Origin of the sequence: Micromonospora sp. URMC 106, assembly GCF_051386395.1 — a bacterium.
Classification (GTDB): domain Bacteria; phylum Actinomycetota; class Actinomycetes; order Mycobacteriales; family Micromonosporaceae; genus Micromonospora.
In genome coordinates, this window is sequence record NZ_JBPQTP010000079.1 from 1 (window position 1) to 25,129 (window position 25,129).

The window sequence follows — 25,129 nt, forward strand, 5'->3', positions numbered from 1 at the left end:
GCCCCACCCATCCCCCAGGGGCGGGACACGAGCTCCGGCGGCCGGGATGGGAAGTGCCTGGCAGCGGGCGGTGAATTTGCTGACAGGAGGGCCGCGAGGCTGGCCGGTTGGCGGCTTTCGTGGCAATCCTGAAGACCATGGCCCCACCCCGCCCGCCGCTGTCGCGGCTGTTCACCGTGCTGCTCGCCGGCGTGCTCGCCGGCCTCGTTCTGGCGGTCGCCGCGCTGCCGGGCAACCTGCTGTTCGGGTTCGCCGCCAAGGCGGCGGCCGGGTCGTACGCCGCGCTGCCCGAGGCGCTGCGCACCCCGGCCACGCCGCAACGCTCCTACCTCTACGCCAACGACGGCAAGACGCTGATCACCACGTTCTACGACGTGAACCGCGCCGACGTGCCGCTCGACGAGATCGCCCCGGTGATGCGGCAGGCGATCGTCGCGGCCGAGGACCGGCGGTTCTACGACCACGGCGGCGCCGACCTGCGCGGGCTGCTGCGGGCCGTGGTGTCGAACGTCTCCGGCGGTGGCCAGCAGGGCGGCTCGACGCTGACCATGCAGTACGTCCGCAACGTGCTGAAGACCGACCCGGGCCGCACCGCCGAGGAGCGCGCCGCGGCCACCGAGCAGACCGTCGGGCGCAAGATCCAGGAGATCCGGTACGCAACGGCGCTGGAGCAGCGCCTGAGCAAGGACGAGATCCTCAACCGCTACCTGAACATCGCGTACTTCGGCTCCGGCGCGTACGGCATCGCGGCGGCCAGCCAGCGCTACTTCGCCAAGGCGCCGGCCGACCTGACCCTCGGCGAGGCGGCCCTGCTCGCCGGCCTCGTGCAGTCGCCGGAGGCGTACAGCCCGATCGACGGTGACGCGGACGCCGCGCTGGAGCGCCGCGGCTACGTGCTGGACGCGATGGTCGAGACCGGGGCGATCACCGCCGACCAGGCGGCGCGGGCCAGGGCCGAGAAGCTGACGCTGCGCCCCACCGCCCAGCCCAACGGCTGCACCGCCGTCGCCGAGGCCCACAACGACTGGGGCTTCTTCTGCGACTACCTGCGGCAGTGGTGGCTCGCGCAGCCCGCGTTCGGCGCCACCGTCGAGGAGCGCGAGCAGGCGCTGCGCCGGGGCGGCTACACCGTGGTGACCTCGCTGGACCCGCAGGTCCAGGCCACCGCGCAGAAGCAGGCCACCCGCGTCTACTCCTACGACGACAAGCGCGCCCTGCCCATCGCCGCCGTCGAGCCGGGCACCGGACGCGTGCTGGCGATGGCGGTCAACCGGCACTACAGCCTCGACGCGAACCCGGACGGGCAGGCCAACCGCCCCAACACCGTCAACCCGCTGATCTCCGGCGGCGACAGCGTCGACGGCTACCAGGCCGGCTCGACGTTCAAGCTGTTCACCATGCTCGCCGCGCTGGAGGCCGGCAAGCCCCTGGCCACCGGCTTCGACGCGCCTAGCCGGCTGCCCACCCGGTACGCCGCCGAGGGCGAGGGAAGCTGCGAGGGCCGGTGGTGCCCCGCCAACGCCAACCCCGAGTGGATGGACGGCTACCGGATGATGTGGGACGGCTTCGGCCGCTCGGTGAACACCTACTTCGTCTGGCTGGCCGAGCAGGTCGGGCAGGAGAAGGTGGTGGAGATGGCGCAGCGCCTCGGCATCACCTTCCGCGCCGACGCGGACGCCGCCTTCGCCGAGGGCGACGCCGCCAACTGGGGCTCGTTCACCCTGGGCGTGGCCGCCACCACCCCGCTTGACCTGGCCAACGCGTACGCCACGGTGGCCGCCGAGGGCACCTACTGCACGCCGCTGCCGGTGGTCTCGGTGACCGCCGCCGACGGCGAGCGGGTGCCCGTCGGGGAGCCGTCCTGCCGGCGGGTGCTCGACGCCGACGTGGCCCGGGCCGCCACCGACGCGGCGCGCTGCCCGGTGGGCCAGCAGTCCGCGTTCGGGCAGTGCAACGGGGGGACGGCCACCTCGGTGAACCGAATCCTCGACGGCCGACCGGTCGCCGGCAAGACCGGTAGCTCGGAGCGGAACGCGACGGAGACGTTCGTCGGCTTCACCCCGCAGGTCGCGGTGGCCGGCATCGCCGCCAACCCGGACGACCCGACCGACTCGGTGGGCGCCGCCGTGCAGGCGAAGGTCATCGACGCCGTCGCCCGGGTCATCGCCACCGCCGTCGACGGGCAGCCGGAGAAGGCATTCGCGGCCCCCAGCCGCGAACTCGTCGGCGACCCGCGCCGCCCGGTGGAGCGCCCCCGGGTCGAGGAGCGCCCCGCCGAGGAGCGGCGGCCCTCGGACGAGCAGCGCCTGTCCGACCTGCGACGCTGGCTCGACCGCCGAGGCTGACCGGCCGGCCTGCGACGCTGGCTCGACCGCCGAGGCTGGCGCCCGACCGTGGGCGTCGCCCCGGCGGGAGACCGGTGGTCAGCCGGAGCGGGCGGGTCCCCGAACCCCGGAGGCCCGCCCCAGGGCCGTGCGCACCGCCCGGTCGAGGGCGGCGCGGACCTCGGCCGGCCCGCCGTCCGCGTCGACGACGGTGAAGGTGCCGAACTCCGGCAGCCCCCGGTAGCCGGCGTCCAGCGCGCGCAGGTAGGGCAACTCCTCGGTGTCGATGCCCCGGGCCAGCACCCGCTGCTGTGCCAGCTCGGGCGAGACCGCCAGGAAGCAGACCAGGTCCGGTGGCGGGAAGATCCCGTACGCCAGCCGCGCCAGCCGCCCGCCCCGGTCGCCGCGGACCCGCATCACCACGTGCTGGCACCAGGACCACCGGTCCATCACCGCCGTCCGGCCGGTCAGCCGGGACACCAGCACCGCTCGGGCGATGGCGAGCCAGCGTACGGTCGCCTCGAGCGCCACGTAGCCGGTGCGGCCGAACAGGTGCGGCCCGTCCCGGCGGCCCAGGGCGCGCGCCAGCCGGTTCCACAGCGGCCGGCCGCCGGCGTTCTCGAAGTAGGTGGCCGGCGCCCCCGCCGCGTTGAGCCGGCCGGCCAGCGCCTTCGCCTGGGTGGTCTTCCCGGCCCCGTCGATGCCGACCAGGGCGATGATCGTCGCGCGCATGGGCGGCACGTTAGCGCCGCCGGACCAGCGGACGAAAAAATTCCTGGAGAAAGTGGTGTGGGCCTGTCGGATCCGGTGCCGCCGCTCCGACCACCTGGCGAGAACGCCCACGACGGGCGTCGGACGCCACGAGGAGCAACGCCATGCGCAAGATCATCTACGGGGTGCACCAGTCGCTCGACGGGTTCATCGAGGGGCCGAACGGCGAGTTCGACTGGCCGGAGATGGGCCCGGAGCTGTCCGCGTTCTCGCTGGAGCAGTGCGGCCGGGCCGGCGCGCTCATGTACGGCCGCAGGGTCTGGGAGTTCATGGCCGCCTACTGGCCGCAGGCGGAGTCGATCTCCGACCATCCCCACGACCTCGCGTTCGTGCCGATCTGGCGGCGGACGCCGAAGGTGGTGGTCTCGCGCACGCTCGCCGAGGCCGAGCACGGCGCCCGGGTGGTCGGCGGCGGCGACCTCGGCAAGGAGGTCACCGCGCTCAAGGAGCAACCGGGCGGCGACCTGCTGCTCAACGGTGGCGCCGACGCCGCCGCCGCGCTGACCGACCTCGGCCTGATCGACGAGTACCAGATCTTCGTGCACCCGGTGGTGCTGGGCGGCGGCAAGCCGGTCTTCGCGGTCACCGAGCGGCTGAACCTGCGCCTGGTCGGGTCGCGGACCTTCGACGGCAGGTCGGTGCTGCTGCGGTACCACCGGGAGGGCTGACGCCGGCTGGGGCCCGGCGGGACCCGGACGGCCCGGTCAGCCCCGGCCGCGCCCCGGCCGGAGGGTGCTGACCGCGGCGGGCAGGCCCCGCCGGAGGATGCCGGCCCAGTCGGTGTCGCCGCGCAGCACCGCCGCGGCCGTCTTGCGCGCCTGCTCGGCGGTGAAGTGCGGTGGCAGCATCAGCTCGGCCGGGTCCACCAACGCGTTGACCACCACCGGGCGGTCGGCGGTCAGCGCCCGCTCCCACACGCCCGGCACCTGGTCCGGCGCGTCGACCAGCTCGCCGTGCAGCCCCAACACCTCCGCCCAACGGTGGTAGCCGATGTCGGGCAGCTGCTGGCTGTCCGGGAACATCGGCGTCCCCTCGCTGGTGCGCTGCTCCCAGCTGACGAAGGCGAGGTCCCGGTTGTTGAGCACCAGCACCACGAACCGCGGGTCGGCCCAGCCCCGCCAGTACTTGGCCACCGTGATCAGCTCGTTGACTCCGTTCATCTGCATCGCGCCGTCGCCGAGCAGGGCCACCAGGGGGCGGTGCGGGTAGGCGAACTTGGCGGCCAGGGCGTACGGCATCGCGCCGCCCATCGAGAGCAGGGTGCCGGAGAGGCTGGCCAGCATGCCGGGGCGGACCTGGACGTGGCGGGCGTACCAGGCGGTCGCGGTGCCGCAGTCGACGGCGATCATCGCGTCGTCGGGCAGCCGGTCGCTGAGCGTGGCGAAGAGCAGCTGCGGGTTGACCGGGTCGGCGGCCTGCCCGGCCAGCTCCCGCTGGGTGCGGCGCCAGTTCGCGGTGGACTCGGCGATCGTCTGTCGCCACCGGGCCGGCGCGGGGCCGGGGCCGAGCTCGCGCAGCAGGGCCCGCAGGGTGGGAGCGGCGTCGCCGGTCAGGTTCACCTCGGTCGGGTACCGCAGCCCCAGCTGCGTGCCGTCCCGGTCGATCTGCACCGCCCGGGCCCGGCCCGGCGGCGGGTAGAACTCCGAGTAGGGCATGTTGCTGCCCACGATCAGCAGCCGGTCGCACCCGTTCATCAGCTCCCAGCTCGGCCGGGTGCCGAGCAGGCCGATCGCGCCGGTCACCCACGGTTCCCGGTGGTCCACCGCGGCGAACCCCAGCAGCGCGGTGGCCACCCCCGCGCCGAGCCGGTGGGCGATGTCGCGGACCTCGTCCTCCGCGCCCAGCGCGCCCTGCCCGACCAGCATGGCCACCCGTTCGCCGCCGCGCAGCACCTCGGCCGCCCGGCGCAGGTCGGCCTCGGGCGGCACCGTCGGGCCGCTGCTCGGCACGTCGCTGGTGTGGTAGTAGCCGTGAGCGCGCGGCGGCTCCGGCACCGCCGGCGCGTCCTGGATGTCCGACGGGAGCACCAGCGCGGTGACGGTCCGGCGGGACAGGGCCGTCCGGCAGGCCCGGTCGACCAGGTGGCGCACCTGGCTGGGGTGGTCGAGCTGGGCCAGGAAGGCGGCCGCGACGTCCTTGTAGAGGGCGAGCAGGTCGACCTCCTGGTAGTAGCCGCCGCCCTCGGCGGTGAGCGCGGTGTGCCCGATCAGCGCGACCACCGGCTGGTGGTCCAGCTTGGCGTCGTACAGGCCGTTGAGCAGGTGGATCGCGCCGGGCCCGCTGGTCACCAGCGCGCAGCCGAGCGGCCCGCCGCCGTACTTGACGTGCGCGGAGGCCGCGAAGCCGGCGGTCTCCTCGTGCCGGACCTGGACGAACTGCGCCCGCTCCCCGGTGCGTTGCAGGGCCGAGGTCATGCCGTTGATGCCGTCGCCGGGGTAGCCGAAGTAGCGGCGGACGCCCCAGCCGGCCAGCCGGTGCACGATGTGGTCGGCGACGGTGGCGTCGCGGGGCAGGGCGCCCAGGTCGACGCGCCACCCGTCCGGATGCGCGGTCCCCGCCGGGGTGCGGTCTGCGTTCACCTGACTGTCCTTCCGTCGCCTCCGCCGCTCCGGCCCGCCATTCCCCTTCTTATTCGGACAAAACCGGGCAGTTCCTGCGGCGCGGGACGGGTCCCGGAGCGCCCCCGGCGCGTCCGGCAGAATCGTGCGGGTGCCCATCCACCAGATCACCGACCCGGACGACGACCGGATCGCCGACTACCGCGCGCTGACCGACGTCGAGCTGCGCACCCGCTGGGAGCCGCCGCACGGCCTGTTCATCGCCGAGGGTGAGCTGGTGCTGCGGCGGGCGCTGCGGGCCGGCTACCCGGCCCGGTCGTACCTGGTGGACGCCAAGCGGGTCGACCAGCTCGCCGACCTGGACACCGGGGACGTCCCCGTCTACGCGGCCACCCCGGACGTGTTGCAGCGGGCCACCGGTTTCCACGTGCACCGCGGCGTGCTGGCGTCGTTCCGGCGCAAGCCGCTGCCGGCCGCCGCCGAGGTGCTCGCCGCCGCCCGGCGGGTGGTCGTCCTGGAGGACGTCAACAACCACACCAACCTCGGCGCGATCTTCAGGGGCGCCGCGGCGCTCGGCACAGACGCGGTTCTTCTCTCACCCACCTGCGCCGATCCGCTCTACCGGCGCAGTGTCCGGGTCAGCATGGGGGAGGTCTTCGCGGTGCCGTACGCCAGGCTCGACCGGTGGCCGGCGGGCCTGGATCAGGTTCGGGAGGCGGGTTTCACCGTGCTCGCGATGACGCCGGCTGCGGACGCCGTGCCGATCCAGCGGCTCACCCCGGCTCAGCGTGAGCGGGCGGCGCTGCTCCTCGGCGCCGAGGGCCCCGGCCTCACCGCGGCGGCCCAGTCGGCCAGCGACGTACGGGTGGTCATCCCGATGCGGCGCGGAGTGGACTCGTTGAACGTGGCCGCCGCAGCCGCGGTCGCCTTCTGGGAGCTGGGCCGAGACGACCCCCTGTGAGCCGGGGTGCGGCTCGGGCGGCCTGCGCTGCAGGAGACGTAGAACACCCGGGCGCTCGACGGAGCAGAACATAGTATCCGCAGTCGTGACGACTCTCCCCGACGCGAGCATCCAGCCCTTCCGGGTCGACATTCCGCAACGCGATCTCGACGACCTGTACGAGCGGCTCGATCGCACCAGGTGGCCCGACCAACTGCCCGGAGTCGGCTGGGAGTACGGCGTCCCGCGCGACTACCTGATGGACCTGGTGCGGTACTGGCGGCACGAATACGACTGGCGTGCCGCGGAGGCCAGGCTCAACGAGTGGCCACAGTTCGTCACCACCATCGACGGGGCGGACATCCACTTCGCGCACGTCCGGTCTCCGGAGCCGGGCGCGACTCCGCTGCTCGTCACGCATGGCTGGCCGGGCTCGATCGTGGAGTTCACCGAGGTCGCCGGGCCACTGACGGATCCGCGGGCCCACGGTGGCGATCCGTCCGACGCCTTCCACCTCGTCATGCCGAGCATCCCGGGCTTCGGGTTCTCCGGGCCGACGCGGGAGACCGGCTGGGAGTTCCGGCGGGTGGCCGCGGCGTTCGCCGAGCTGATGCGGCGTCTCGGCTATCAACGGTACGGCGTGCAGGGCGGTGACTGGGGTTCGGTCATCTCCCGCGAAATCGGCCGTACCCAGACCGACCACGTCATCGGCGTACACCTGAACCTGCTGCCGAACTCGTCCGTGACGGAGGAGCCGGACGCCGAACTGCTCGCCACGTTGAGCCCGGCGGAACGGGAGCGGACGCTGGCCTCGTGGCAGCGCACCCAACAGTGGGACCGGGACCGGGCCGGCTACGCGGCTATCCAGTCCACCCGGCCGCAGACGCTCGCCTACGGACTGACCGACTCTCCGGTCGGCCAGTTGGCCTGGATCGCGGAGAAGTTCCAGGAGTGGACGGACCCGTCGAGCGCCGTCGACCGCGACCACCTGCTCACCAACGTGATGCTCTACTGGCTCACCGGAACGGCCGGCTCGTCCGCCCGCATCTACTACGAGCGGGCGCATGCGGACTACTGGGGGTCGCCGCCGGAGCCGTCAGCCGCGCCGACCGCCCTGGCCGTCTTCCCGCAGGACAACTTCATCCCGTTGCGGCACATCGCCGAGCGTACGAACAACATCGTGCGATGGACGGAGTTCGACCGCGGCGGGCACTTCGCGGCGATGGAGACACCCGAGCTGCTGGTCGCCGACATTCGAACGTCCTTCCGGCAGCTCCGCGCGGAGACGACCGACTGACCCGGCCGTCACCGTGCGGGCAGCTGGGCCGCGACGACCCGGGCGCGGCGTGGGCTGTCGCGAGAATCGGGGTCACGGACGGTAGCGTGTCGCCCGTGTTCCCTACCGTCCGTGAGGTCCTCGCGCTGGATCCCGTCCGCCACGGCGCCCCGCGCCTGGTCGCCGGGGACGTGGGGCTCGACCGCCCGGTGCGCTGGGTGCACGTGGCGGAGGTGCCCGACATCGCCACCCTGCTCGGCGGCGGCGAGCTGGTGCTCACCACCGGCATCGGGCTGCCGGCCGACGACGCGGGGTTGCGCGCCTTCATCGGCGACCTGGCCGACGTCGGGGTCTCCGGCCTGGTCGTCGAGCTGGGCCGCCGGTACGTCAGCGGGGTGCCCCGGGTGATGGCGGCCGTCGCCGAGCGGCGCGGGCTGCCGCTGGTCGAGCTGCGGCGGGCCACCCCGTTCGTGCGGATCACCGAGGCGGTGCACGCCCTGATCGTCGACGCCCAGCTCACCGAGCTGCGGGCGACGGAGGAGATCCACCAGCGCTTCACCGAGCTGTCGGTGGAGGGCGCCGGCCCCGGCGAGGTGGTCCGGCAGGCCGCCGAGCTGTCCGGCTGCCCCGTGGTGCTGGAGAACCTCTCCCGGCAGGTGCTCGCGTACGACCCGGCGGGGGAGAGCGCGGAGCTGCTGCTGGACGGCTGGGAACAGCACTCCCGCCGGATCCGGCCGGCCGGGCGGACCGCGTACGACGCGGACAGCGGATGGCTGGTGACCACCGTCGGCGCCCGGGGCCACGACTGGGGCCGGCTGCTGCTGCGGTGGCCGGGCGGGGGCGACCTGGCCGCCGGCCGGCGCGTGCTCGACGCGGCGGCCGAGGACGGGGCGGCCGTGGCGGGCGCCCCGCCCACCCGGCTGACCATCCTGGTCGAGCGGGCCGCCTCCACCCTGGCCCTGGGCCGGCTGATCCGGCGCGACGCGGAGGGCCTGGAACGGCAGATCCACCGGACGCTGCTCACCGCCCTGCTCGACCACTCCCGGCCGGTGGACGAGGTGGCCCTGCGGGCCCGGGCGCTGGGCGTGGTGCTGGAGCGGCGGCACCTCGTCGGGGTGATGGTCCGGCACCGGGCCGACGACCCGGCGGCGGAGGGCGGCCCGGCCGCCGAGGCCGGACACCCGGCCGATCCGGGCGGGGGCGGCCCCGAGGCGGGCCCGGCGCGGCTGCGGGACCTCGCCGAGGCCGTCGGGCAGGCGCTGCACGAGGCGAAGCTGACCGGGCTGACCAGCGCCGTCGACGACCACGCCGTCGGCGTGCTGCTCGCCCTGCCGGACCCGGCGGCGGAGGAGCGGGCCCTGGCCGCGTTCGCCACCGCGCTGCGCCGGGGCCGCCCCGACTCCCCGGGGCGCCCCGACGGCCCGTCCCGGCCGGACGCCCGGTGCAACGGCTCCGCCCGGCCGCCCGGCGGCGGCGTGCTCGTGGCGGCCGGCTCCGGGGTGGGCAGCCTGCGGGAGGCGCGGCGGTCGCTGATCGAGGCCCGGCAGATCGCCGACGCCGCCCGGCGGGACCGGCGGGACCTGCCGATCTTCCGGCTGCCGCACGTCGGACTGGCCGGGCTGCTGCACCTGCTGCGCGACGAGCCCCGGTTGCAGACCTTCGTCGAGCGGGAACTCGGCGCGCTGCTCACGTACGACGCGCAGCATCCCCGGGAGCAACTGCTCGGCACCCTGCGGGCGTACCTGGAGCAGGGGCGGAACAAGTCGGCGGCGGCCGCCGCGGCGCACCTGTCCCGGCCGGCCTTCTACGAGCGGCTGGCCCGGATCGGCCGCGTCCTCGACGTCGACCTCGACTCGGTGGAAGCCTGCCTCTCCCTCCACGTCGCCCTGCTGGCCCTCGACGCCATCCGCACCCCCTGACCCCCGGAGCACCCCGCCGGGCTCCGCCCCCCGACCGTCGGGCCGGTCGGGGGAACCGCCGCGCCGCCGAGCGCGCCATCCGCGCCCTCAGATGAGGGTGGTCAGGGCCTTCGCGTAGGTCGCGGGGACGTGGTTCGGGCCGCCCGGGGTGAAGACGTCGGAGTTTGCCGCGGCGGACCAGGCCGTGCCCGGGACCGCGTCGACGAGGGCGCGGACGACCGGGGCGTCGCGCCACTGGTCCTGCTCGGCGAGCAGGCTCAGCGCCACCACCGACTCCTCCACCTCGCCGACGCACTCGAACGGCTTGTGCCCGTCCACGCCGAGCAGCTCCCGGTAGCCGGGGACCTGCGCGGGGTCGGCGAGCAGGTCGCCGCCGAAGATGTGGGTGATCCGCTCGCGGGACATGAACGGCGCCATGGCCAGGAAGACGAACCGGCACTTCGGGCAGTCGCGGCACCAGCGCTCGCTGGCGTCGCGCAGCTTGAACGCGGCGTTGCAGCTCGTCACCACGTCGTCGTAGCGGTCGATCTCGGCGAACAGGCGGGCGATGTGCAGCTCCGACAGCGAGCGCAGCAGCGAGAAGTACGGCTCGGTGAGGCCGGCGTGCTCGGCCAGCGCCGCCCGCAGCAGCCCCTCCGCCGCCACGCCCTTGGACCACTGGTGGTTGATCTCGTGACCGTTCCACACCAGGTTCGGGTCCGACGCCGACCGCTCGTTGGACATCACCACCGGGCCCAGCCCGTGCAGCACCGCGGTGGCGACCGCGATCAGCGAGTTGATCGCCGTGACCGGGATGTGGCCGTTGAGCGCCCCCGCGGCGTTCAGCTCGAACAGCACCGGGTCGATCCGCCGCCGGGCGGCGAGCGGGGTGAGCCCGGACGCCTCGTTCACCGAGACGATCACGTGGTTGGGGTTGACCGAGAACGGCACCGGGTCGAACCCGGCCCGACGCAGCGCCTCCAGGCTGACGATGGAGTCCTTGCCGCCACCCACCGCCGAGAGCGGGCGCCGGTCGGAGTCGTCGTACACCCGGGGCGGGGCGACCGTGCCGGCCGGCACCTCCGGGCGCAGTTCCAGCACGTGCGGCAGCCGGTTGCGGTACGCGTACTCCGCGAGGCCCTTGGTGTAGACGGCGGTGACCAGCTCGGCGGCGGCCGCGCCCAGCGGGGCCGGCAGCACCACGCGCGGCGGCGCGGCGGCCTTGTAGTAGCTGACCCCGGCGACCACGTGCAGCAGCTCCAGGACCCGGCCGAGGGTGGCGACGGTCTCGTCCGACGGTGGCGCGTCGGGCAGCGGCAGGGTGATCACCTCGGTGAATCGCTGCTCGCCGTCGGGGCCGGTGAGGGCGTAGTCGAACAGGACCTCCCCGGTGGAGAGATCGATCGAGTAGGACGGGAAGGTGAAGGCGTCCATCCGCCGGAGCTGCTCGTTGGGCACACGCCATACTAGGCCCTGGTTCGTCCGGCCGTGTCCGGCTGCGCCGGACCCCGGCCCTGCCACGCCCGCCGACACCCCCTGAGGAGAGCCTGTGCGCCTGTCTGACCTGCGCGGACGTACCGTCGCCGTCTGGGGCGCCGGCCGGGAGGGCCGGGCCGCGGTGACCGCGATCGCCGCCCACGGCCCCGCCGACCTGGTCGCCGTCGACGACAGCGCCAACTTCCTCAGCCTGCCGTGGGAGGGGCCGCTGGCCGAGGCGGCGCCGCTGGTCACCGGCGAGGACGGCTTCGCCCGGCTGGCCGCCGCCGAGGTGGTGGTCCGCTCGCCCGGCGTGCCGCAGACCCACCCGTGGCTGGTGGAGCTGCGCCGGCGCGGGGCGACCGTGACGCAGGGCACGGCCCTGTGGATGGCCGACCACGCCGACCGCACGATCGGCGTCACCGGCAGCAAGGGCAAGAGCACCACCTCCAGCCTGATCAGCCACCTGCTCGGCGCCGTGGACCGGCCGAACGTCTTCGGCGGCAACATCGGCGTGCCCACGCTGGACCTGCCCGAGGCGGAGCTGTACGTGCTGGAGCTCTCCAGCTACCAGTGCAGCGACCTGACGGACTCGCCCCGCGTGGCGGTGGTCACCGCCCTCTTCCCCGAGCACCTCGACGCGCACGGCGGCGAGGCCGAGTACTACCGCGACAAGCTCAACCTCCTCGCGCACGGGCCGCGCACGGTGGTGGTCAACGGCGCCGACCCGCGACTCGCCCTCGAACTGGGCGACCGCGCCGCCGTACGCGCCGGCCTGCCGGACACCGCCCACGTCGCGAGCGGCCCGGACGGCGCGCCCTGGTTCCACCTCGGCGACCAGCCGCTCTTCCCCCGCGCGGTGCTGCCCCTCGTCGGCCGGCACAACGAGGGCAACCTCTGCGTCGCCCTCGCGGTGCTCGACGCGCTCGGCGTCGACGTGGTGGCCCGCAAGGACACCCTGGCCGTGGCGGTCGCCGGGTTCCAGGGGCTGGCGCACCGGCTCACCGAGATCGCCGACCCGTCCGGCCTGACCTTCGTCGACGACACCCTCGCCACCAGCCCGTACGCGGCGATGCACGCGATCGACGCGTACGAGGGACGGCCGTTGACGGTGATCGTCGGCGGCACCGACCGGGGCCTGGACTACACGCCGCTGCGCGAGCACCTCGCGGAGCGCGAGATCACCGTGCTCGGCATCCCCGACAGCGGCGCCCGGATCGTCGAGGCGCTCGCCGGGCTGCCCAAGGTGCGCGCCGAGGTGGTCGACGACCTGGTCGCCGCCGTGCGGCTGGCCCGCGAGCTGACCCCGGCCGACGGGGTGGTGCTGCTCTCGCCGGCCGCGCCCAGCTACGGGCGGTTCCGCAACTTCGAGCACCGCTCGGAGGTCTTCGCCCAGGCCGTCCGCGACACCGCGTCCGGCTGACCGCCGGTCGGCGCGGTCCCGGCGATCAGCCGCCGGGCGCGAGGCCGGCGATCAGGTCGGCGGGGCCGAGCACGCCCAGGAGTCGCCGTCGCCGTGCCGCGAAGGCTACCGGCCGAGCCGTGGCCGCCGCAGCCCGGCTTCCGCGCGCCGTCCGTCGGTCCCGCTACCGCCACCGCCGGACGGCCGGCCCGGTTCAGGCCGGGACGAGGGCGGCGTGCAGGGCGCGCATCGACCGGATCGCGGAGCGGATCTCCTGGAGGTAGCGACCGGGGGTGAGCGTCGGCTCGGGCAGCCCGGCCAGGTCGGGCAGGGCGGGATCGACGCCGACGGTCTCGATCGCGCAGCCGTACGGCACGGCCAGGGTGCGCAGCGCGTCGCAGTGCTGGAACGGTACGTAGATCGGGGCGGTCACCACCAGCACCGCGTCGCCGGGGGAGAGCCGGACGTGCTCGGCCCAGAACCGCTGGGTGTCCGCGGTGTGCGCGCGGCGCCGGTCGGGCTCGCTCGACGGGGCCGCGAGCACCCGCACCGGCGGGCCGCCCGCCGGCCGGTAGGTCCGCGACGACCAGGAGTGGTGCGGGTGGCCGGCGTCGTGACCGTCCTCCTCCACCGGGGCGGGCACCCCGAACTCGCGCCGCACCGCCGCGTCCAGCGCCGCCACCTCGGTGGCGCAGGGCGGGACGCCGGCCGCCGCCAGCCCCGCGCACTCCACCCCGGACAGCGGGCGGAAGCTGCCGAGCACGGCCACCTCGCCGGCGACCCGGGTGCCGGTGCGCAGCAGGTGCGCCGCGTACGCGACCCGGCGCTGACAGGCGTTCGACAACCCGCCCAGCACCAGCAGGTGGGCGTACCCGGGCCGGGCCGGCGCGACCGGGCGGACCAGGCCGAGCGCGGCGGCGGCGTCGAGCACCAGGCCGGCGGTGGCCGGGTCGAGGGCGGGTTCCCGGGCGTCGGGGCGTTCCCGGCCGCCCCGGAAGTCCCAGTGCCGGGCGGAGAAGTCGTCGAGGGCGGCCAGCACCGCCGCCAGGTCCCCGGCCGGCCAGTCGCCGCCGAAGTGCCCCACCAGGGCGCGCAGCGGCGCCGAGCCCACCCAGGCGCGTACGCCGGCCGCGATCTGCCCGGCGTCCGTTCCCGCGGCGCCGCTCGGCAGCGCCACCTCCCCGATCCGCACCGCCGGATCGTACCGGCGCGACGGGTCGGACCGGACGGGGACGGCGCGCCATTGTGGAGCGGCAATACGCTGGGCCGCATCACCGACACCGGAGGTTGCCCATGGCAGGTGACGTGCTCCGCAGGCGCCCCCGGGGGCGAGCCGGTTCGGCCAGCGGGCTGGTCCGGCTGCTCGCGCACACCGATCCGGTGGCGCTCATCGGCATCGCGTTGTCGATCTCGCTGTCGGTCACGCTCGACCTCACCAACGCCGCCACCGGCGTGGAGTCGCTGCTGGCCGGGCTGATGGGCATCACCATCTCGCTGCTGGTGGACTCGCTGGCCCGCGCGGAGCGCCGGTTCCACCTGCGTACGCTGCTGGAGGGTCCGCCGTGGCTGGTGCACGCGGTCCCGCCGCTGGTCACCGCCGCCCGGGAGGCGGCGGAGGCGTACCCGGGCAGCCGGGTCGCGGAGGAGGCCCGCCGCCGCTTCGAGCGGTTCCGGGTCGAGACCGAGCAGTTGCGGGCGGGCCGCATCGTCCGGCCCGGCGAGGACTACGAGGACCTGATGGCCGGCCTGCGGGACTGCGTCCGGTTCATGGACGCGGTGACCCACGTGATGCCCCGGGCCAGCGGTGAGCTGAGCTGGTGGCACAGCGACATCGGCCGGGCCTACTGGGCGGCCAACGTGGAGGCGTTGGAGCGGGGCGTGCGGATCACCCGGATCTTCGTCCACGCGGGAATCTCCGACGAGCTGTCCGAGCTGGTGGAGACGCAGCTGCGGGCCGGGGTGCGGGTCGGCCTGCTGCGGTGGGGCGCCATCCGCCCCGACCTGCACGTCAACCTGGCACTCTGGGACGGAACAAGCGCCTGGGAGCCGACGATGAGCGCGCACGGTGAGATCAGCCTGAACCAGTTCTCCGTCAACCCCGGCGACCTGGAGCGGCTGCGTACCGCCTTCGCCGCGTGCGCCCGGGAGGCGACCTACCGATGAGCGGCGCCGACGCACCGGAAACGGGCCGACCATGACGTGGAGTGCCGTCCTGCTCGTGACGGCGGTGGTCTGGGCGGTCAGCCTGATCCGCTCCGTCCGGCTGCGGGCCTTCGTCTACAGCCTGCCGCTGCCGATGACCCTCGCCCTGGTGACGACCGGCTACCCGGTGGACGGCGCCCAGTTGCTGGGCGTGCTCGGTCTCAACCTCTTCTTCGTCACCGTCGCGGTGACCCACCACCGGTGGCGCTGGCCGATCCTCCTCGCCGACCTGGCCGGCGTCGCCGCGTACGTGGGGCTGAGCGCGGGGCTGCTGGCGGTCCCGGTGCCGTTCGGGCCGGCGCTGGCCGGCTCCGTGCTGCTGTGGGTGGCGGCGATGGCGGTGCTGCGTCGCCATGCGCGGCGCGCCGCCGGTGACGCCGACAGCGCCGCGGCCGGTGACGCCGACAGCCCCGCCGGCCGGGCCGGCACCGGGCCGGCGGTCCGGGCGGAGCCGGTCGATCCCCGGCGGGACAGTCTGCCCGCCCCGGCCAAGCTGGTGGTGATCTTCGTCGGCGCGGTGCTCACCGGGCTGCTCGGCCAGTTGCTGCGCGGGATGGTGGTGACCTTCCCCTACTCCGGGGTGCTGGTCGCCGTCGAGGCCCGCCGTCAACTGGTCGAGTTCAGCCGGCACTTCGCCCGCAACAGCCTGGCCCTGGTCGGCTTCCTCGCCTGTCACCACTATCTCCAGGACGTGTCGTCGGCCGCCGCCCTGGCCGGCGGGTGGGCCACCTTCGCCGTGCTCGCCCTCGCGCTGAACCTGACGCTGCGGCGGCCCCGCCGGCCCGGTCTCCCGCCGGGCGGCCACGGGCCCCGGGCGGCGCCGGGCGGATCCGCCGTGGACGGTGTCGGGGACGACGCCGCGCCCGGCCCGGGCGAGGAGCGGCCGGGCGGCGGAGCGCCGGCGGACGGCCCCGCCGGGACCGGGAACGGCCGGGCGGCCACCACCGCCGGGCGCAACGAGCGGGAACTCCGGCGCCCACTGCCGGGCGCCAACCGGCCGGGCCACCACCGGGACCTGCCGGTGCCCGACGACCTCGGCCGGGGGCGCTGACGCTCACCCCGACCGGGCGACCAGCTCCGCGATCCGGGCCAGCGGTTCGGCGTACGCGGGCCAGTCCAGGCCGTCCACGCTCAGTTCGGCGCGCCGCCGCACGCCGTCCACGGCGCCCGCGTGCAGCACGATCGCGGTCAACACGTCGTACGACCACTCGGGTCGGAGCAGCTCCCGCAGGGTCGGCACGTCCGGGCGCAGCACCGCCAGCGCGCCCACCAGGGCGGCGGCCGCCCAGTTCGAGGTGCCGCCGACGAGCAGCGCGTCGCAGCCGACGACGCACCGGATCCGCTCGCCGCGATCCACCGCCCGCCCGACCAGCTCCGCCGGCAGCCGGCCCATGCCCAACTCGTTGCCGCCGTCGCCGATGCCGACCCGGAAACCCGACCCGGCGGTGTAGAGCCGGTCGAGGGGGGCGGTGTGCGCGCCGATGTCCTCCCCGCGCATGTTGCGGGGGCGACCGTCGGCGCTCGGGCCTACCCGCTCGCAGGCGATCAGGTGCGACAGCCTCGCGTACCGCTGTGCGGCGTCGTCCGCCCAGGCGTCGTACCCCTTCAGCGGCGCCACCTCCAACGGCACCTCCGGCGCGGCGGCGGCCAGCGCCGCGGTGACCACCGGCGCGCACGGGTCGTCGGTGACCAGCCGGGCCCGGCCGCCCAGCGCCCGCAGCGCGGCGGCGACCTGCACCGACCCGATCGGCCCGTCGGTCTCCGCCGCGGGCGGGTCGGCGGCCGGGATGAAGAAGCCGGTGAGCACGGCCGCGTCGGGCGCGGGGTGCCCGGCGATCGACCGGGCGGCGGCGAGCAGCCCGCCGGCCGAGGGCACCGCCAGCTTGGCGCTGCCCCGGCCGACCTCGGTCGCGGCCACCTGTTCCAGCTCGGCGATCGTCTCCTCCACCCGCACGGGCGCACCTCCTCGTCGATCGGGACCGACCCAGGGTATGTCCGTCGGTCGATCCGCGCGCGCCGCCGAACCGGGTGCGGAATAAGTTGTGGGAGCGCACCCACCCCACCGATATCCGTTAAGGGGGCTTCATCGACCCCGGAAACCGCAGGAGGGTGGTTGACGGGCTGTCAGGCGGCCGGCGTCGCTGCGCTACACAGTGACAGTTGTCCCTGTCGTCCGGCGGTGGCAGCGTGCGGTTACCGCCAACGCCGCTGAGAGGGTGCGACGATGACCGCCGACGATCTGCTGGCCCGGCACCGGGCCGTGCTCCCGTCCTGGATGCCGCTCTACTACGACGAGCCGATCGAGCTGGTCTCCGGCTCGGGCCGCCGGGTCACCGACGCCCGGGGCCGCACCTACCTGGACTTCTTCGGCGGGGTGCTGACCTCGATGATCGGTTACGACATCCCGGAGATCCGCGAGGCGGTCGAGCGGCAGATCCGCACCGGCATCGTGCACAGCTCCACGCTCTACCTCATCCGGCAGCAGGTCGAGCTGGCCGAGAAGGTCGCCCGGCTCTCCGGCATCCCGGACGCGCGGGTGTTCTTCGCCAACTCGGGCACCGAGGCGAACGAGGCGGCGCTGCTGTTCGCCACCAACCACCGCCGCTCGGCGCAGATCCTCGCGGTGCGCAACAGCTATCACGGCCGGTCGTACGCGACGATGGGCGTGACCGGCAACCGCGGCTGGTCGGCCAGCGCGCTCAACCCGCTCCAGGTGGCCTGGCTGCACTCCGGGGAGCGGCTGCGCGGCCTGCTCGCCCGGCTCGACGAGTCGCAGCGGGTCGACGCGGCGGTGGAGGACCTGCGCGAGGTGCTCGCCACCCAGACGGCGGGCGACGTCGCCTGCCTGATCGCCGAGCCGATCCAGGGCGTGGGTGGCTTCGTGCACCCGCCGGACGGGCTCTTCGCCGCGTGGAAGAAGGTGCTCGACGAGCACGGCATCCTGTTCGTCTCCGACGAGGTGCAGACCGGCTGGGGGCGCACCGGCGAGCACTTCTGGGGCTACCAGGCGCACGGCGTCACCCCCGACCTGCTCACCTTCGCCAAGGGCATCGGCAACGGCTTCGCCCTGGCCGGCGTCGTCGGCCGGGCGGACGTGCTGGATTCGGTGCCGGCGATCAGCTTCTGCACCTTCGGCGGCAACCCGGTCTCCACCGCCGCCGGCAACGCCGTGCTGGACTACCTGCTCGATAACGATCTGCAGGCCAACGCGGCCCGCACCGGCGCGATCCTCGCCGACGGCCTGCGCGCCGCCGTGGGGGGCCTCGACCGCGTCGCGGAGGTACGCGGCAAGGGGCTGATGATCGGCGTCGAGCTCGTCCGCCCGGGCACGACGGAGCCGGATCCGGCGCTGACCGTCCGCGTCCTCGAGGCGTGCAAGGCCGGCGGGCTGCTGATCGGCAAGGGCGGCCTGCACGGCAACGTGCTGCGGATGGGTCCGCCGCTCACGCTGACCGAGGACGAGGCCCGCGAGGGCCTGGCGATCCTCATCGACGCGATCCGCTCCTGCGCCGCCGCCGAGGTCCCGGCGTGAGCGCGGCGACCGGCCGGCCCGGCACGGACGCGGCGACCGCCGGCGACCTGGCCACGGTGGCGCACTTCGTCGACGGCAAGCGGTTCGGCGGCTCCTCGCCGCGGCACGGGGACGTCTTCGACCCGGCCACCGGCCGGCGTACCGCCCGGGTGGCGCTGGCCTCGGCGGCGGACGTCGCGGTCGCCGTGGAGGCTGCCGAGCGCGCCGCCCGGGCCTGGCGGGACGCGTCGCTGGCGAGGCGGACGGCGGTCCTCTTCGCCTTCCGTGAGCTGGTCAACGCCCGGCGGGACCGGCTCGCCGAGGTGATCACCGCCGAGCACGGCAAGGTGCTCGCCGACGCCGCCGGCGAGGTGCAGCGCGGCCTGGAGGTCATCGAGTACGCCTGCGGCATCCCCTCGGCGCTGCGCGGCGGGTTCAGCGAGAACGTCTCCACGGAGGTCGACTCGTACAGCCTTCGCCAGCCGCTCGGCGTGGTCGCGGTGATCTCCCCGTTCAACTTCCCGGTGATGGTGCCGCTGTGGTTCGTGCCGGTCGCGGTCGCCTGCGGCAACGCGGTGGTGCTCAAGCCGAGCGAGAAGGACCCGAGCGCCGCGCTGCTGCTCGCCGAGTGGTTCGCCGAGGCCGGCCTGCCCGACGGGGTGCTGAACGTGGTCAACGGCGACAAGGAGGCCGTGGACGCGCTGCTGGACCACCCGGGGGTGCGGGCGGTCTCCTTCGTCGGCTCCACCCCGATCGCCCGGTACGTCTACCAGCGCGGCACCGCCGCCGGCAAGCGGGTGCAGGCGCTCGGCGGGGCGAAGAACCACATGGTGGTGCTCCCGGACGCCGACCTGGACCTGGCCGCCGACGCGGCGGTCAACGCCGGGTTCGGCTCGGCGGGGGAGCGGTGCATGGCGATCTCGGCGCTGGTCGCGGTGGAGCCGGTCGGCGACGACCTGGTCGCCCGGATCGCCGCGCGGATGGCCGGGCTGCGCACCGGCGACGGCCGGCGTGGCTGCGACATGGGGCCGCTGGTCACCGCCGCGCATGCCGAGCGGGTCCGCTCGTACGTGGAGGCCGGAGTGGCCGCCGGCGCGGTGCCGGTGGTCGACGGCCGCGACGTCGAGCCCGACGGCGACCCGGCCGGGTTCTGGCTCGGCCCGACGCTGTTCGACCGGGTCACCCCGGAGATGTCCGTCTACACCGACGAGATCTTCGGTCCGGTGCTCAGCGTGCTCCGGGTCGGCTCGTACGACGAGGCGGTGGAGCTGGTCAACGCCAACCCGTACGGCAACGGCACGGCGATCTTCACCAACGACGGCGGCGCGGCCCGGCGCTACCAGCACGAGGTGGAGGTCGGCATGGTCGGCATCAACGTGCCGATCCCGGTGCCGATGGCCTACTACTCCTTCGGCGGCTGGCGCTCCTCGCTCTTCGGCGACCTGCACGCGCACGGCGAGGACGGGGTGCGCTTCTTCACCCGGGGCAAGGTCGTCACCAGCCGCTGGCTGGACCCCCGCCACGGCGGGGTCAACCTCGGCTTCCCCACCCAGACCTGAGCAGCCGCAGGACGCCGGCCCCGGCCAGGTACGCCACCAGAGCCGAGGCCGGCACCCCCAGCGGCTCGGGCGCCGACCTCGGCGTCTCGGCGTTGACCACCAGGGCGTACACCACGGCGGCGAAACCGGCGGCGGCGAGCCCGCCGCGCGCGGTGGCCCGCCACCGGCGGCCGTCGGCCCGCCCGTCTCCCCGCGGGCGGCCCGGCGGCGCCGCGCTGCCGTCGGCCCGCCCGCCGTGCCGGGGCCGGCCGGTCGGGCCGGTACGGGCCTCGACGGGGCCGAAGGCGGCGACCAGGGCGGCCAGCACCACGGTCAGCATCAGCACCCACGGCACCCGCCAGGCCAGCCAGGCGGCCGAGCCCACCGGCGGGGTCGGCAGCAGCCCCGCCGCGTCCAGCGCGCCGACCAGCAGGATCGCGGCGATGAGGTGCCAGAGGAAGACGGTGAGCACGACCGCGTTCACCGCGATCACCGCCTGCCAGGGGCGGGAGCGGCGCAGCCACCGTTCCGCCGGGTCGCGCAGCAGCAGGATCAGGCCGAGCTGGGCCGTGGTCAGGGTCAGCAGCGCCAGGCTGGGGGGCGCGGCGTTGTCGAGGCGCTCGCCGGGCACGTTGAGCATGCTGACCGGGTACGGCCCGGCGGTCAGCAGCACCGTCGCGGCGAGCCCGCCCAGCAGCGCCGCCCCACCCGCCCGCCGGGACAGCGGCAGCCGACGGGTGCGGACGCCGCGCGACGCGGGTGCGTTGTGGCGGCCGGGCGGCTCGGTCGCCGGCTCGGCGCGGGCGTCGCGCCAGGCGAAGCCGAGCTGGTGGACGGCCAGCCAGCCGAAGACGTAGTTCGGCAGCGCCAGCTCGGCCGGCCCGAGCGCGCGCCCCAGGTCGCCCGCGGCGACCAGGGCCGCCAGCGCGAGCGGGACGAGCAGCCCGAAGCGCCGGTGCAGGGCGTACATCGCCGGGGCCAGCGGCACCACCACCAGGTAGGCGGCGAGGAACCACAGCGGGATGGTGGCGAACCAGCCGACGGTACGCACCAGCGTCGCCTCGACGCCGGCCAGCGAGGCTACGGCGGCGCCGGCGGCGATCACCAGGAGCAGGGCGGTCGTGGGGCGCAGCAGCCGCGCGCCCCGGTCCAGCAGCCAGGAGACGGCGTCGCCGCCGGCGGCGCGGCGGGAGGCCAGCGAGGCGGCGTTGGCGTAGCCGCCGACCAGGAAGAACACCGGCATCACCTGGGCCACCCAGGTCAGCGGGTACGCCCAGGGCAGGTCGGGCAGTGCCGACCGGGCCGTCGGCCGGCCGGTAGGGTCCTCGCTGATCGCGGCGACCGCCCAGTGGCCGAGAACGACCATGACGATCGCGAGCGCCCGGAGCAGATCGACGTAGCGCTCCCGACCTGCCGGGGTGCGCTCGGCGAGTTGCCGCAGACGGCGCATGGCCCCGAGGGTATGTCAGGCAGGATCTGGCCGGTGGTGATAACGGTTCGGTCCGCGGTCTTGAAGTCCGCGGGTTCCTGCCGTAGAAATTCTTCAGCAACATCAAACTAACTGAAGACAACTTCCCCCTGCGCCTCGTGCGGCGGCCGCCTTCCCCCAGCCGGCGACCGCCCGGACCCGATCCGAGGAGAGACCATGAACAGGCGTGACATCCTGCGGCGCAGCGCCGCCGCCGGCCTGCTGGCCACCCCTGCCGCCGGCCTGCTCGCCGGCTGCGCCACCGGAGGTGGCGACGACGACAAGGGCGACGCCGGCACCTACAAGGGCACCAAGAGCGAGCAGAACCCGCTCGGGGTCAAGGAGGACGCGCCCCTCGAGGTGGTGATCTTCAACGGCGGCTTCGGCGAGGAGTACGCGAAGGCCCACGAGGCCATGTACACCGAGAAGTACCCGAAGGCGAAGATCAACCACTCGGCGACGCAGGAGATCAGCAAGACGCTCCAGCCGCGCTTCGTCGACGGCACCCCGCCGGACGTGGTCAACAACTCCGGCGCCGGTCAGATCGACTTCAACGGCCTGGTCTCCCAGAACGCGATCGCCGACCTGGGTGAGCTGCTCGCCGCCCCGAGCCTCGACGTCCCCGGCAAGACGGTCAAGGACACGCTGCTGCCGGGCGCGGTCGAGGTCGGCTCGTACGACGGCAAGTTCCTGGTGATGAACTACACCTACACCGTCTACGGCATCTGGCACTCCACCAAGCTCTTCACCGAGCGCAACTGGCAGTACGCCAAGACCTGGGACGAGCACATCGCGCTGTGCAAGCAGATCAAGGCCGCCGGCATCGCCCCGTGGACGTACGCGGGCGCGCACCCGCGCTACATGAGCTGGCCGCTGATCTCCACCGCGATCAAGTTCGGTGGCCCGTCGGTCGCCACCGCGATCGACAACCTGGAGCCCAACGCCTGGAAGTCCGACGCGATGAAGGCCGCGGCCGACGCCTGGCACCAGATCGTCAAGGACAAGTACATCCTCGAGGGCTCGCCCGGCCTCGACCACAAGCAGTCGCAGACCGCGTGGTGCCAGGGCAAGGCCGCCTTCATCTCCTGCGGTTCCTGGCTGGAGAGCGAGCAGAAGGACGTCACCCCCGCCGGGTTCAACATGACCATCCAGCCGACCCCGAGCCTCGGCAGCGGCGACAAGCTGCCGTTCGAGGCGGTCCGGGGCACCGCCGGTGAGCCGTTCATGGTGCCCGCCAAGGCCAAGAACGTCGCCGGTGGCCTGGAGTACTTCCGGGTCATGCTCTCCAAGAAGGGCGCGCAGGACTTCACCAGGAAGGTCTCCAGCCTGACCGTGGTGGCCGGCGCCAGCGAGGGCGTCGAGCTGCCGTTCGGGCTGAACACGGTGGTGAAGGCGCTGGAGGCGTCCGGCAGCAACGGCTTCAACTGGGTCTACAACAACTACTACCGCAAGCTGGAGCGCAACCTCGTCGACGCCGCCTGCGGCGAGTTCTTCAGCGGGCGGATCGGCCCGGCGGACTTCCTCGACCAGTGCCAGAAGGGCGCCGACTCGATCGCCCAGGACAGCTCGATCAAGAAGTACAAGCGGGCCGTCTGACATCCCGGCCGGTGGGAGCGGGACGCCCCGCTCCCACCGGACCGCAGCTCGGAGGTAGGACCTCATCGTGAGACATGGCAAGTACCCGCTGATCGTCACCTTCCTGGTGCCGCCGGTGCTGCTCTACGTCATCTTCGTCGTGTCGCCGTACCTGCAGGCGTTCCAGATCTCCACGACCGACTGGCTCGGCTACTCGGCCGACGCCAACTCCGTGGGGATGGCGAACTTCACGGCCCTGTGGAAGGACGACTACGTCTGGAACGCGTTGAAGAACAACGCGATCCTGCTGGCGCTGGTGCCGGTGCTGACCATCGTGCTCGGCCTCTTCTTCGCCACCATGCTCAACATGGGTGGCCGCAAGGGGCGTGCGGGGGTCAGCGGCGTGCGGGGCTCGTCGTTCTACCGGACGGTCTACTTCTTCCCGCAGGTGCTGTCGGTGGTCATCATCGCGCTGCTGTGGAAGGAGGTCTACCACCCCAACAAGGGGCTGCTGACCAGCGCCATGAACAGCGTCGGCCTCTCCGCGCCCACCTGGCTCGGCGACCCGAAGACCGCCTTCTGGTGCGTGCTCGCCGTGATGATCTGGAGCAACGTCGGCTTCTACGTGGTGCTCTTCGGCGCGGCCATGTCGGCCATCCCGAAGGAGATCTACGAGGCGGTCATGCTCGACGGCGCCTCCCGGCTGACCACGCTGCGCAAGGTGACCATCCCGCTGCTGTGGGACACCGTGCAGGTCGCCTGGGTCTACCTGGCCATCTTCGCCCTGGACGGGTTCATCCTGGTCCAGCTGATGACCAACGGCGGGCCGAACTTCTCCACCGACGTCATCGGCGTGCGGATGTACGACACGGCGTTCGGCAGCGAGACCAAGTTCGGCTACGCCTCGGCGATCGGCGTGGTGATGTTCTTCCTGACCCTCACGGTGGCGGTGCTGGCGCTGCGGGCCAGCAAGCGAGACAGGATCGAGTACTCGTGACGACTCTGGACAAGCCCGCCCCCGTGGCGCTGCCCGCCGAGGCCGCCACCCCGGCCGACCGTCCGGTCCGCCGCGAACTCGGCGTCGCCAACGTGCTGTCCCACGGCTTCCTGCTGTTCTGGGGCGCGCTCACCGTGCTGCCGCTGCTCTGGATGTTCCTCAGCTCGTTCAAGAGCAACGCGGAGATCCTCTCCGACCCGTGGGGGCTCCCCGGCGAGCTGCGCTTCGACAACTGGGCCCGCGCCTGGAGCGGGGCGCACATCGGGCAGTACTTCATCAACAGCCTGGTGGTGGTGGCCGGCTCGGTCACCCTGACCATGCTGATGGGCGCCTCCGCCGCGTACGTCTTCGCCCGCTACGAGTTCCGCGGCAAGCAGTTCGTCTACTACCTGTTCGTCGGCGGGCTGATGTTCCCCGTCTTCCTCGCCCTGGTGCCGCTGTTCTTCGTGGTCCGCAACGCCGGTCTCTTCGGCACCTGGACCGGGCTGATCCTGGTCTACGCGGCGTACTCGCTGCCGTTCACGGTCTTCTTCCTGACCGCCTTCTTCCGCACCCTGCCCACCTCCGTCGCGGAGGCGGCCCTGGTCGACGGCTGCGGTCACTTCCGGCTCTTCTTCCAGGTGATGCTGCCGATGGCGCGTCCGGGACTGATCAGCGTCGGGATCTTCAATTTCCTGAGCCACTGGAACCAGTTCCTGCTGCCCCAGGTGCTGATGCAGGGCGACGAGTCCAAGTGGGTGCTCGCCCAGGGCCTCGCCGCGCTCTCGGTCAACCAGGGATACGCGGGCGACTACGCCCAGCTCTTCGCCGGTCTCACCATCGCGGTGGTCCCGGTGCTGCTGGTCTACGTCGCCTTCCAGCGCCAGGTCCAGTCCGGCCTGACCGCCGGCCAGCTCAAGTGAGCCCGTCCATTCCTGACCGTTTCTGACCCCGCCCGGGCCGGTCGCGCGCCGTCAGCAGCGGCGCGTGGGGAGACCTGCCAGCGAGGCGTCGTCCAGCTGGCGCGGGCGAAGCGGCCGGCCACCACGGTGCGTGTGCTGTCGAGCTGATGTCGTAGCCGACTCAGCTCGACAGCGCCGTGCCGGACCTCTTCGGCGCCGGTCGGAGGTCAGGCCGCAGGGAGCAGCAGCCGGACCTCTCCGATGCCCCTCGGAGGTCAGGCCGCAGAGAGCAGCGGCCGGACCTCTCCGGCG

General features: G+C 73.9%; 19 protein-coding genes. 13 read left to right on the top strand and 6 right to left on the bottom strand.

Annotated elements, in window-relative coordinates; all coding sequences use genetic code 11:
- The first annotated feature begins 137 nt into the window (after positions 1-137).
- The gene (locus ACSNOB_RS22250) at positions 138-2,345 is read left to right on the top strand and encodes a transglycosylase domain-containing protein (RefSeq protein WP_436688387.1); all 2,208 of its coding nucleotides are present in this window, start codon (positions 138-140) and stop codon (positions 2,343-2,345) included.
- Positions 2,346-2,423: 78 nt separating this feature from the next.
- Here the strand turns inward: ACSNOB_RS22250 and ACSNOB_RS22255 are convergent, their stop codons facing one another.
- Complete coding sequence (locus ACSNOB_RS22255; protein ID WP_436688388.1) at positions 2,424-3,056, bottom strand: dTMP kinase; 633 nt, start codon at positions 3,054-3,056, stop codon at positions 2,424-2,426.
- A 143-nt stretch (positions 3,057-3,199) separates the two neighbouring features.
- Here ACSNOB_RS22255 and ACSNOB_RS22260 point away from each other — a divergent pair, with 143 nt between their 5' ends.
- Complete coding sequence (locus ACSNOB_RS22260; RefSeq protein ID WP_436688389.1) at positions 3,200-3,763, top strand: dihydrofolate reductase family protein; 564 nt, start codon at positions 3,200-3,202, stop codon at positions 3,761-3,763.
- Positions 3,764-3,799: 36 nt separating this feature from the next.
- On the opposite strand, the gene ACSNOB_RS22265 is transcribed toward ACSNOB_RS22260, so the two are convergent.
- Positions 3,800-5,617: a thiamine pyrophosphate-requiring protein gene (locus ACSNOB_RS22265; RefSeq protein WP_436688407.1), complete on the bottom strand. Its 1,818-nt coding sequence runs from the start codon at positions 5,615-5,617 to the stop codon at positions 3,800-3,802.
- Positions 5,618-5,804: 187 nt separating this feature from the next.
- On the opposite strand from ACSNOB_RS22265, the gene ACSNOB_RS22270 reads away from it, so the two are divergent.
- The 3 genes from ACSNOB_RS22270 (at position 5,805) to ACSNOB_RS22280 (ending at position 9,788) form a co-directional block, all read left to right on the top strand.
- Positions 5,805-6,614, top strand: a complete 810-nt coding sequence (locus ACSNOB_RS22270; RefSeq protein ID WP_436688390.1) for a TrmH family RNA methyltransferase — start codon at positions 5,805-5,807, stop codon at positions 6,612-6,614.
- 109 nt (positions 6,615-6,723) lie between these two features.
- Positions 6,724-7,890 carry an epoxide hydrolase family protein gene (locus ACSNOB_RS22275; RefSeq protein WP_436688408.1) on the top strand — a complete coding sequence of 389 codons (1,167 nt, stop codon included), beginning with the start codon at positions 6,724-6,726 and terminating at the stop codon, positions 7,888-7,890.
- 23 nt (positions 7,891-7,913) lie between these two features.
- Positions 7,914-9,788 carry a PucR family transcriptional regulator gene (locus tag ACSNOB_RS22280; protein WP_436688409.1) on the top strand — a complete coding sequence of 625 codons (1,875 nt, stop codon included), beginning with the start codon at positions 7,914-7,916 and terminating at the stop codon, positions 9,786-9,788.
- 87 nt (positions 9,789-9,875) lie between these two features.
- Here the strand turns inward: ACSNOB_RS22280 and ACSNOB_RS22285 are convergent, their stop codons facing one another.
- On the bottom strand, positions 9,876-11,225 hold the full coding sequence (locus ACSNOB_RS22285; protein WP_436688391.1) for a hypothetical protein: 1,350 nt from the start codon (positions 11,223-11,225) through the stop codon (positions 9,876-9,878).
- 91 nt (positions 11,226-11,316) lie between these two features.
- Here ACSNOB_RS22285 and murD point away from each other — a divergent pair, with 91 nt between their 5' ends.
- Positions 11,317-12,666, top strand: coding sequence for a UDP-N-acetylmuramoyl-L-alanine--D-glutamate ligase (murD, locus tag ACSNOB_RS22290; protein WP_436688392.1), 1,350 nt, complete (start codon positions 11,317-11,319; stop codon positions 12,664-12,666).
- Between the two features lie 193 nt (positions 12,667-12,859).
- Here murD and ACSNOB_RS22295 read toward each other — a convergent pair whose 3' ends face one another.
- Complete coding sequence (locus ACSNOB_RS22295; RefSeq protein WP_436688393.1) at positions 12,860-13,837, bottom strand: hypothetical protein; 978 nt, start codon at positions 13,835-13,837, stop codon at positions 12,860-12,862.
- A gap of 101 nt (positions 13,838-13,938) precedes the next feature.
- On the opposite strand from ACSNOB_RS22295, the gene ACSNOB_RS22300 reads away from it, so the two are divergent.
- Together ACSNOB_RS22300 and ACSNOB_RS22305 are read left to right on the top strand one after the other, a co-directional pair.
- Entirely contained in the window at positions 13,939-14,808 is an 870-nt protein-coding gene (locus ACSNOB_RS22300) for a hypothetical protein (protein WP_436688394.1), read from the top strand.
- A gap of 31 nt (positions 14,809-14,839) precedes the next feature.
- Positions 14,840-15,898, top strand: coding sequence for a hypothetical protein (locus ACSNOB_RS22305; RefSeq protein WP_436688395.1), 1,059 nt, complete (start codon positions 14,840-14,842; stop codon positions 15,896-15,898).
- Between the two features lie 3 nt (positions 15,899-15,901).
- Here ACSNOB_RS22305 and ACSNOB_RS22310 read toward each other — a convergent pair whose 3' ends face one another.
- Positions 15,902-16,801, bottom strand: a complete 900-nt coding sequence (locus ACSNOB_RS22310) for a glutamate cyclase domain-containing protein (protein ID WP_436688396.1) — start codon at positions 16,799-16,801, stop codon at positions 15,902-15,904.
- A 270-nt stretch (positions 16,802-17,071) separates the two neighbouring features.
- Here ACSNOB_RS22310 and ACSNOB_RS22315 point away from each other — a divergent pair, with 270 nt between their 5' ends.
- The gene (locus ACSNOB_RS22315) at positions 17,072-18,379 is read left to right on the top strand and encodes an aspartate aminotransferase family protein (protein ID WP_436688397.1); all 1,308 of its coding nucleotides are present in this window, start codon (positions 17,072-17,074) and stop codon (positions 18,377-18,379) included.
- 47 nt (positions 18,380-18,426) lie between these two features.
- A complete protein-coding gene (locus tag ACSNOB_RS22320) occupies positions 18,427-19,917 on the top strand; it encodes a CoA-acylating methylmalonate-semialdehyde dehydrogenase (RefSeq protein WP_436688410.1) in 1,491 nt (496 codons plus the stop codon).
- On the opposite strand, the gene ACSNOB_RS22325 is transcribed toward ACSNOB_RS22320, so the two are convergent.
- Complete coding sequence (locus ACSNOB_RS22325) at positions 19,889-21,346, bottom strand: acyltransferase family protein (protein WP_436688398.1); 1,458 nt, start codon at positions 21,344-21,346, stop codon at positions 19,889-19,891. The two genes, ACSNOB_RS22320 and ACSNOB_RS22325, sit on opposite strands and share 29 nt — an antisense overlap.
- Positions 21,347-21,541: 195 nt before the next feature.
- Between ACSNOB_RS22325 and ngcE the strand changes: the two genes are divergently transcribed.
- From ngcE to ACSNOB_RS22340, 3 genes are all read left to right on the top strand, one after another.
- Positions 21,542-22,960 carry an N-acetylglucosamine/diacetylchitobiose ABC transporter substrate-binding protein gene (ngcE, locus tag ACSNOB_RS22330; RefSeq protein WP_436688399.1) on the top strand — a complete coding sequence of 473 codons (1,419 nt, stop codon included), beginning with the start codon at positions 21,542-21,544 and terminating at the stop codon, positions 22,958-22,960.
- A 67-nt stretch (positions 22,961-23,027) separates the two neighbouring features.
- Complete coding sequence (locus ACSNOB_RS22335; protein ID WP_436688400.1) at positions 23,028-23,936, top strand: carbohydrate ABC transporter permease; 909 nt, start codon at positions 23,028-23,030, stop codon at positions 23,934-23,936.
- Entirely contained in the window at positions 23,933-24,838 is a 906-nt protein-coding gene (locus ACSNOB_RS22340; RefSeq protein ID WP_436688401.1) for a carbohydrate ABC transporter permease, read from the top strand. Before ACSNOB_RS22335 ends, ACSNOB_RS22340 begins: the two co-directional genes overlap by 4 nt.
- Positions 24,839-25,129 lie beyond the last annotated feature (291 nt).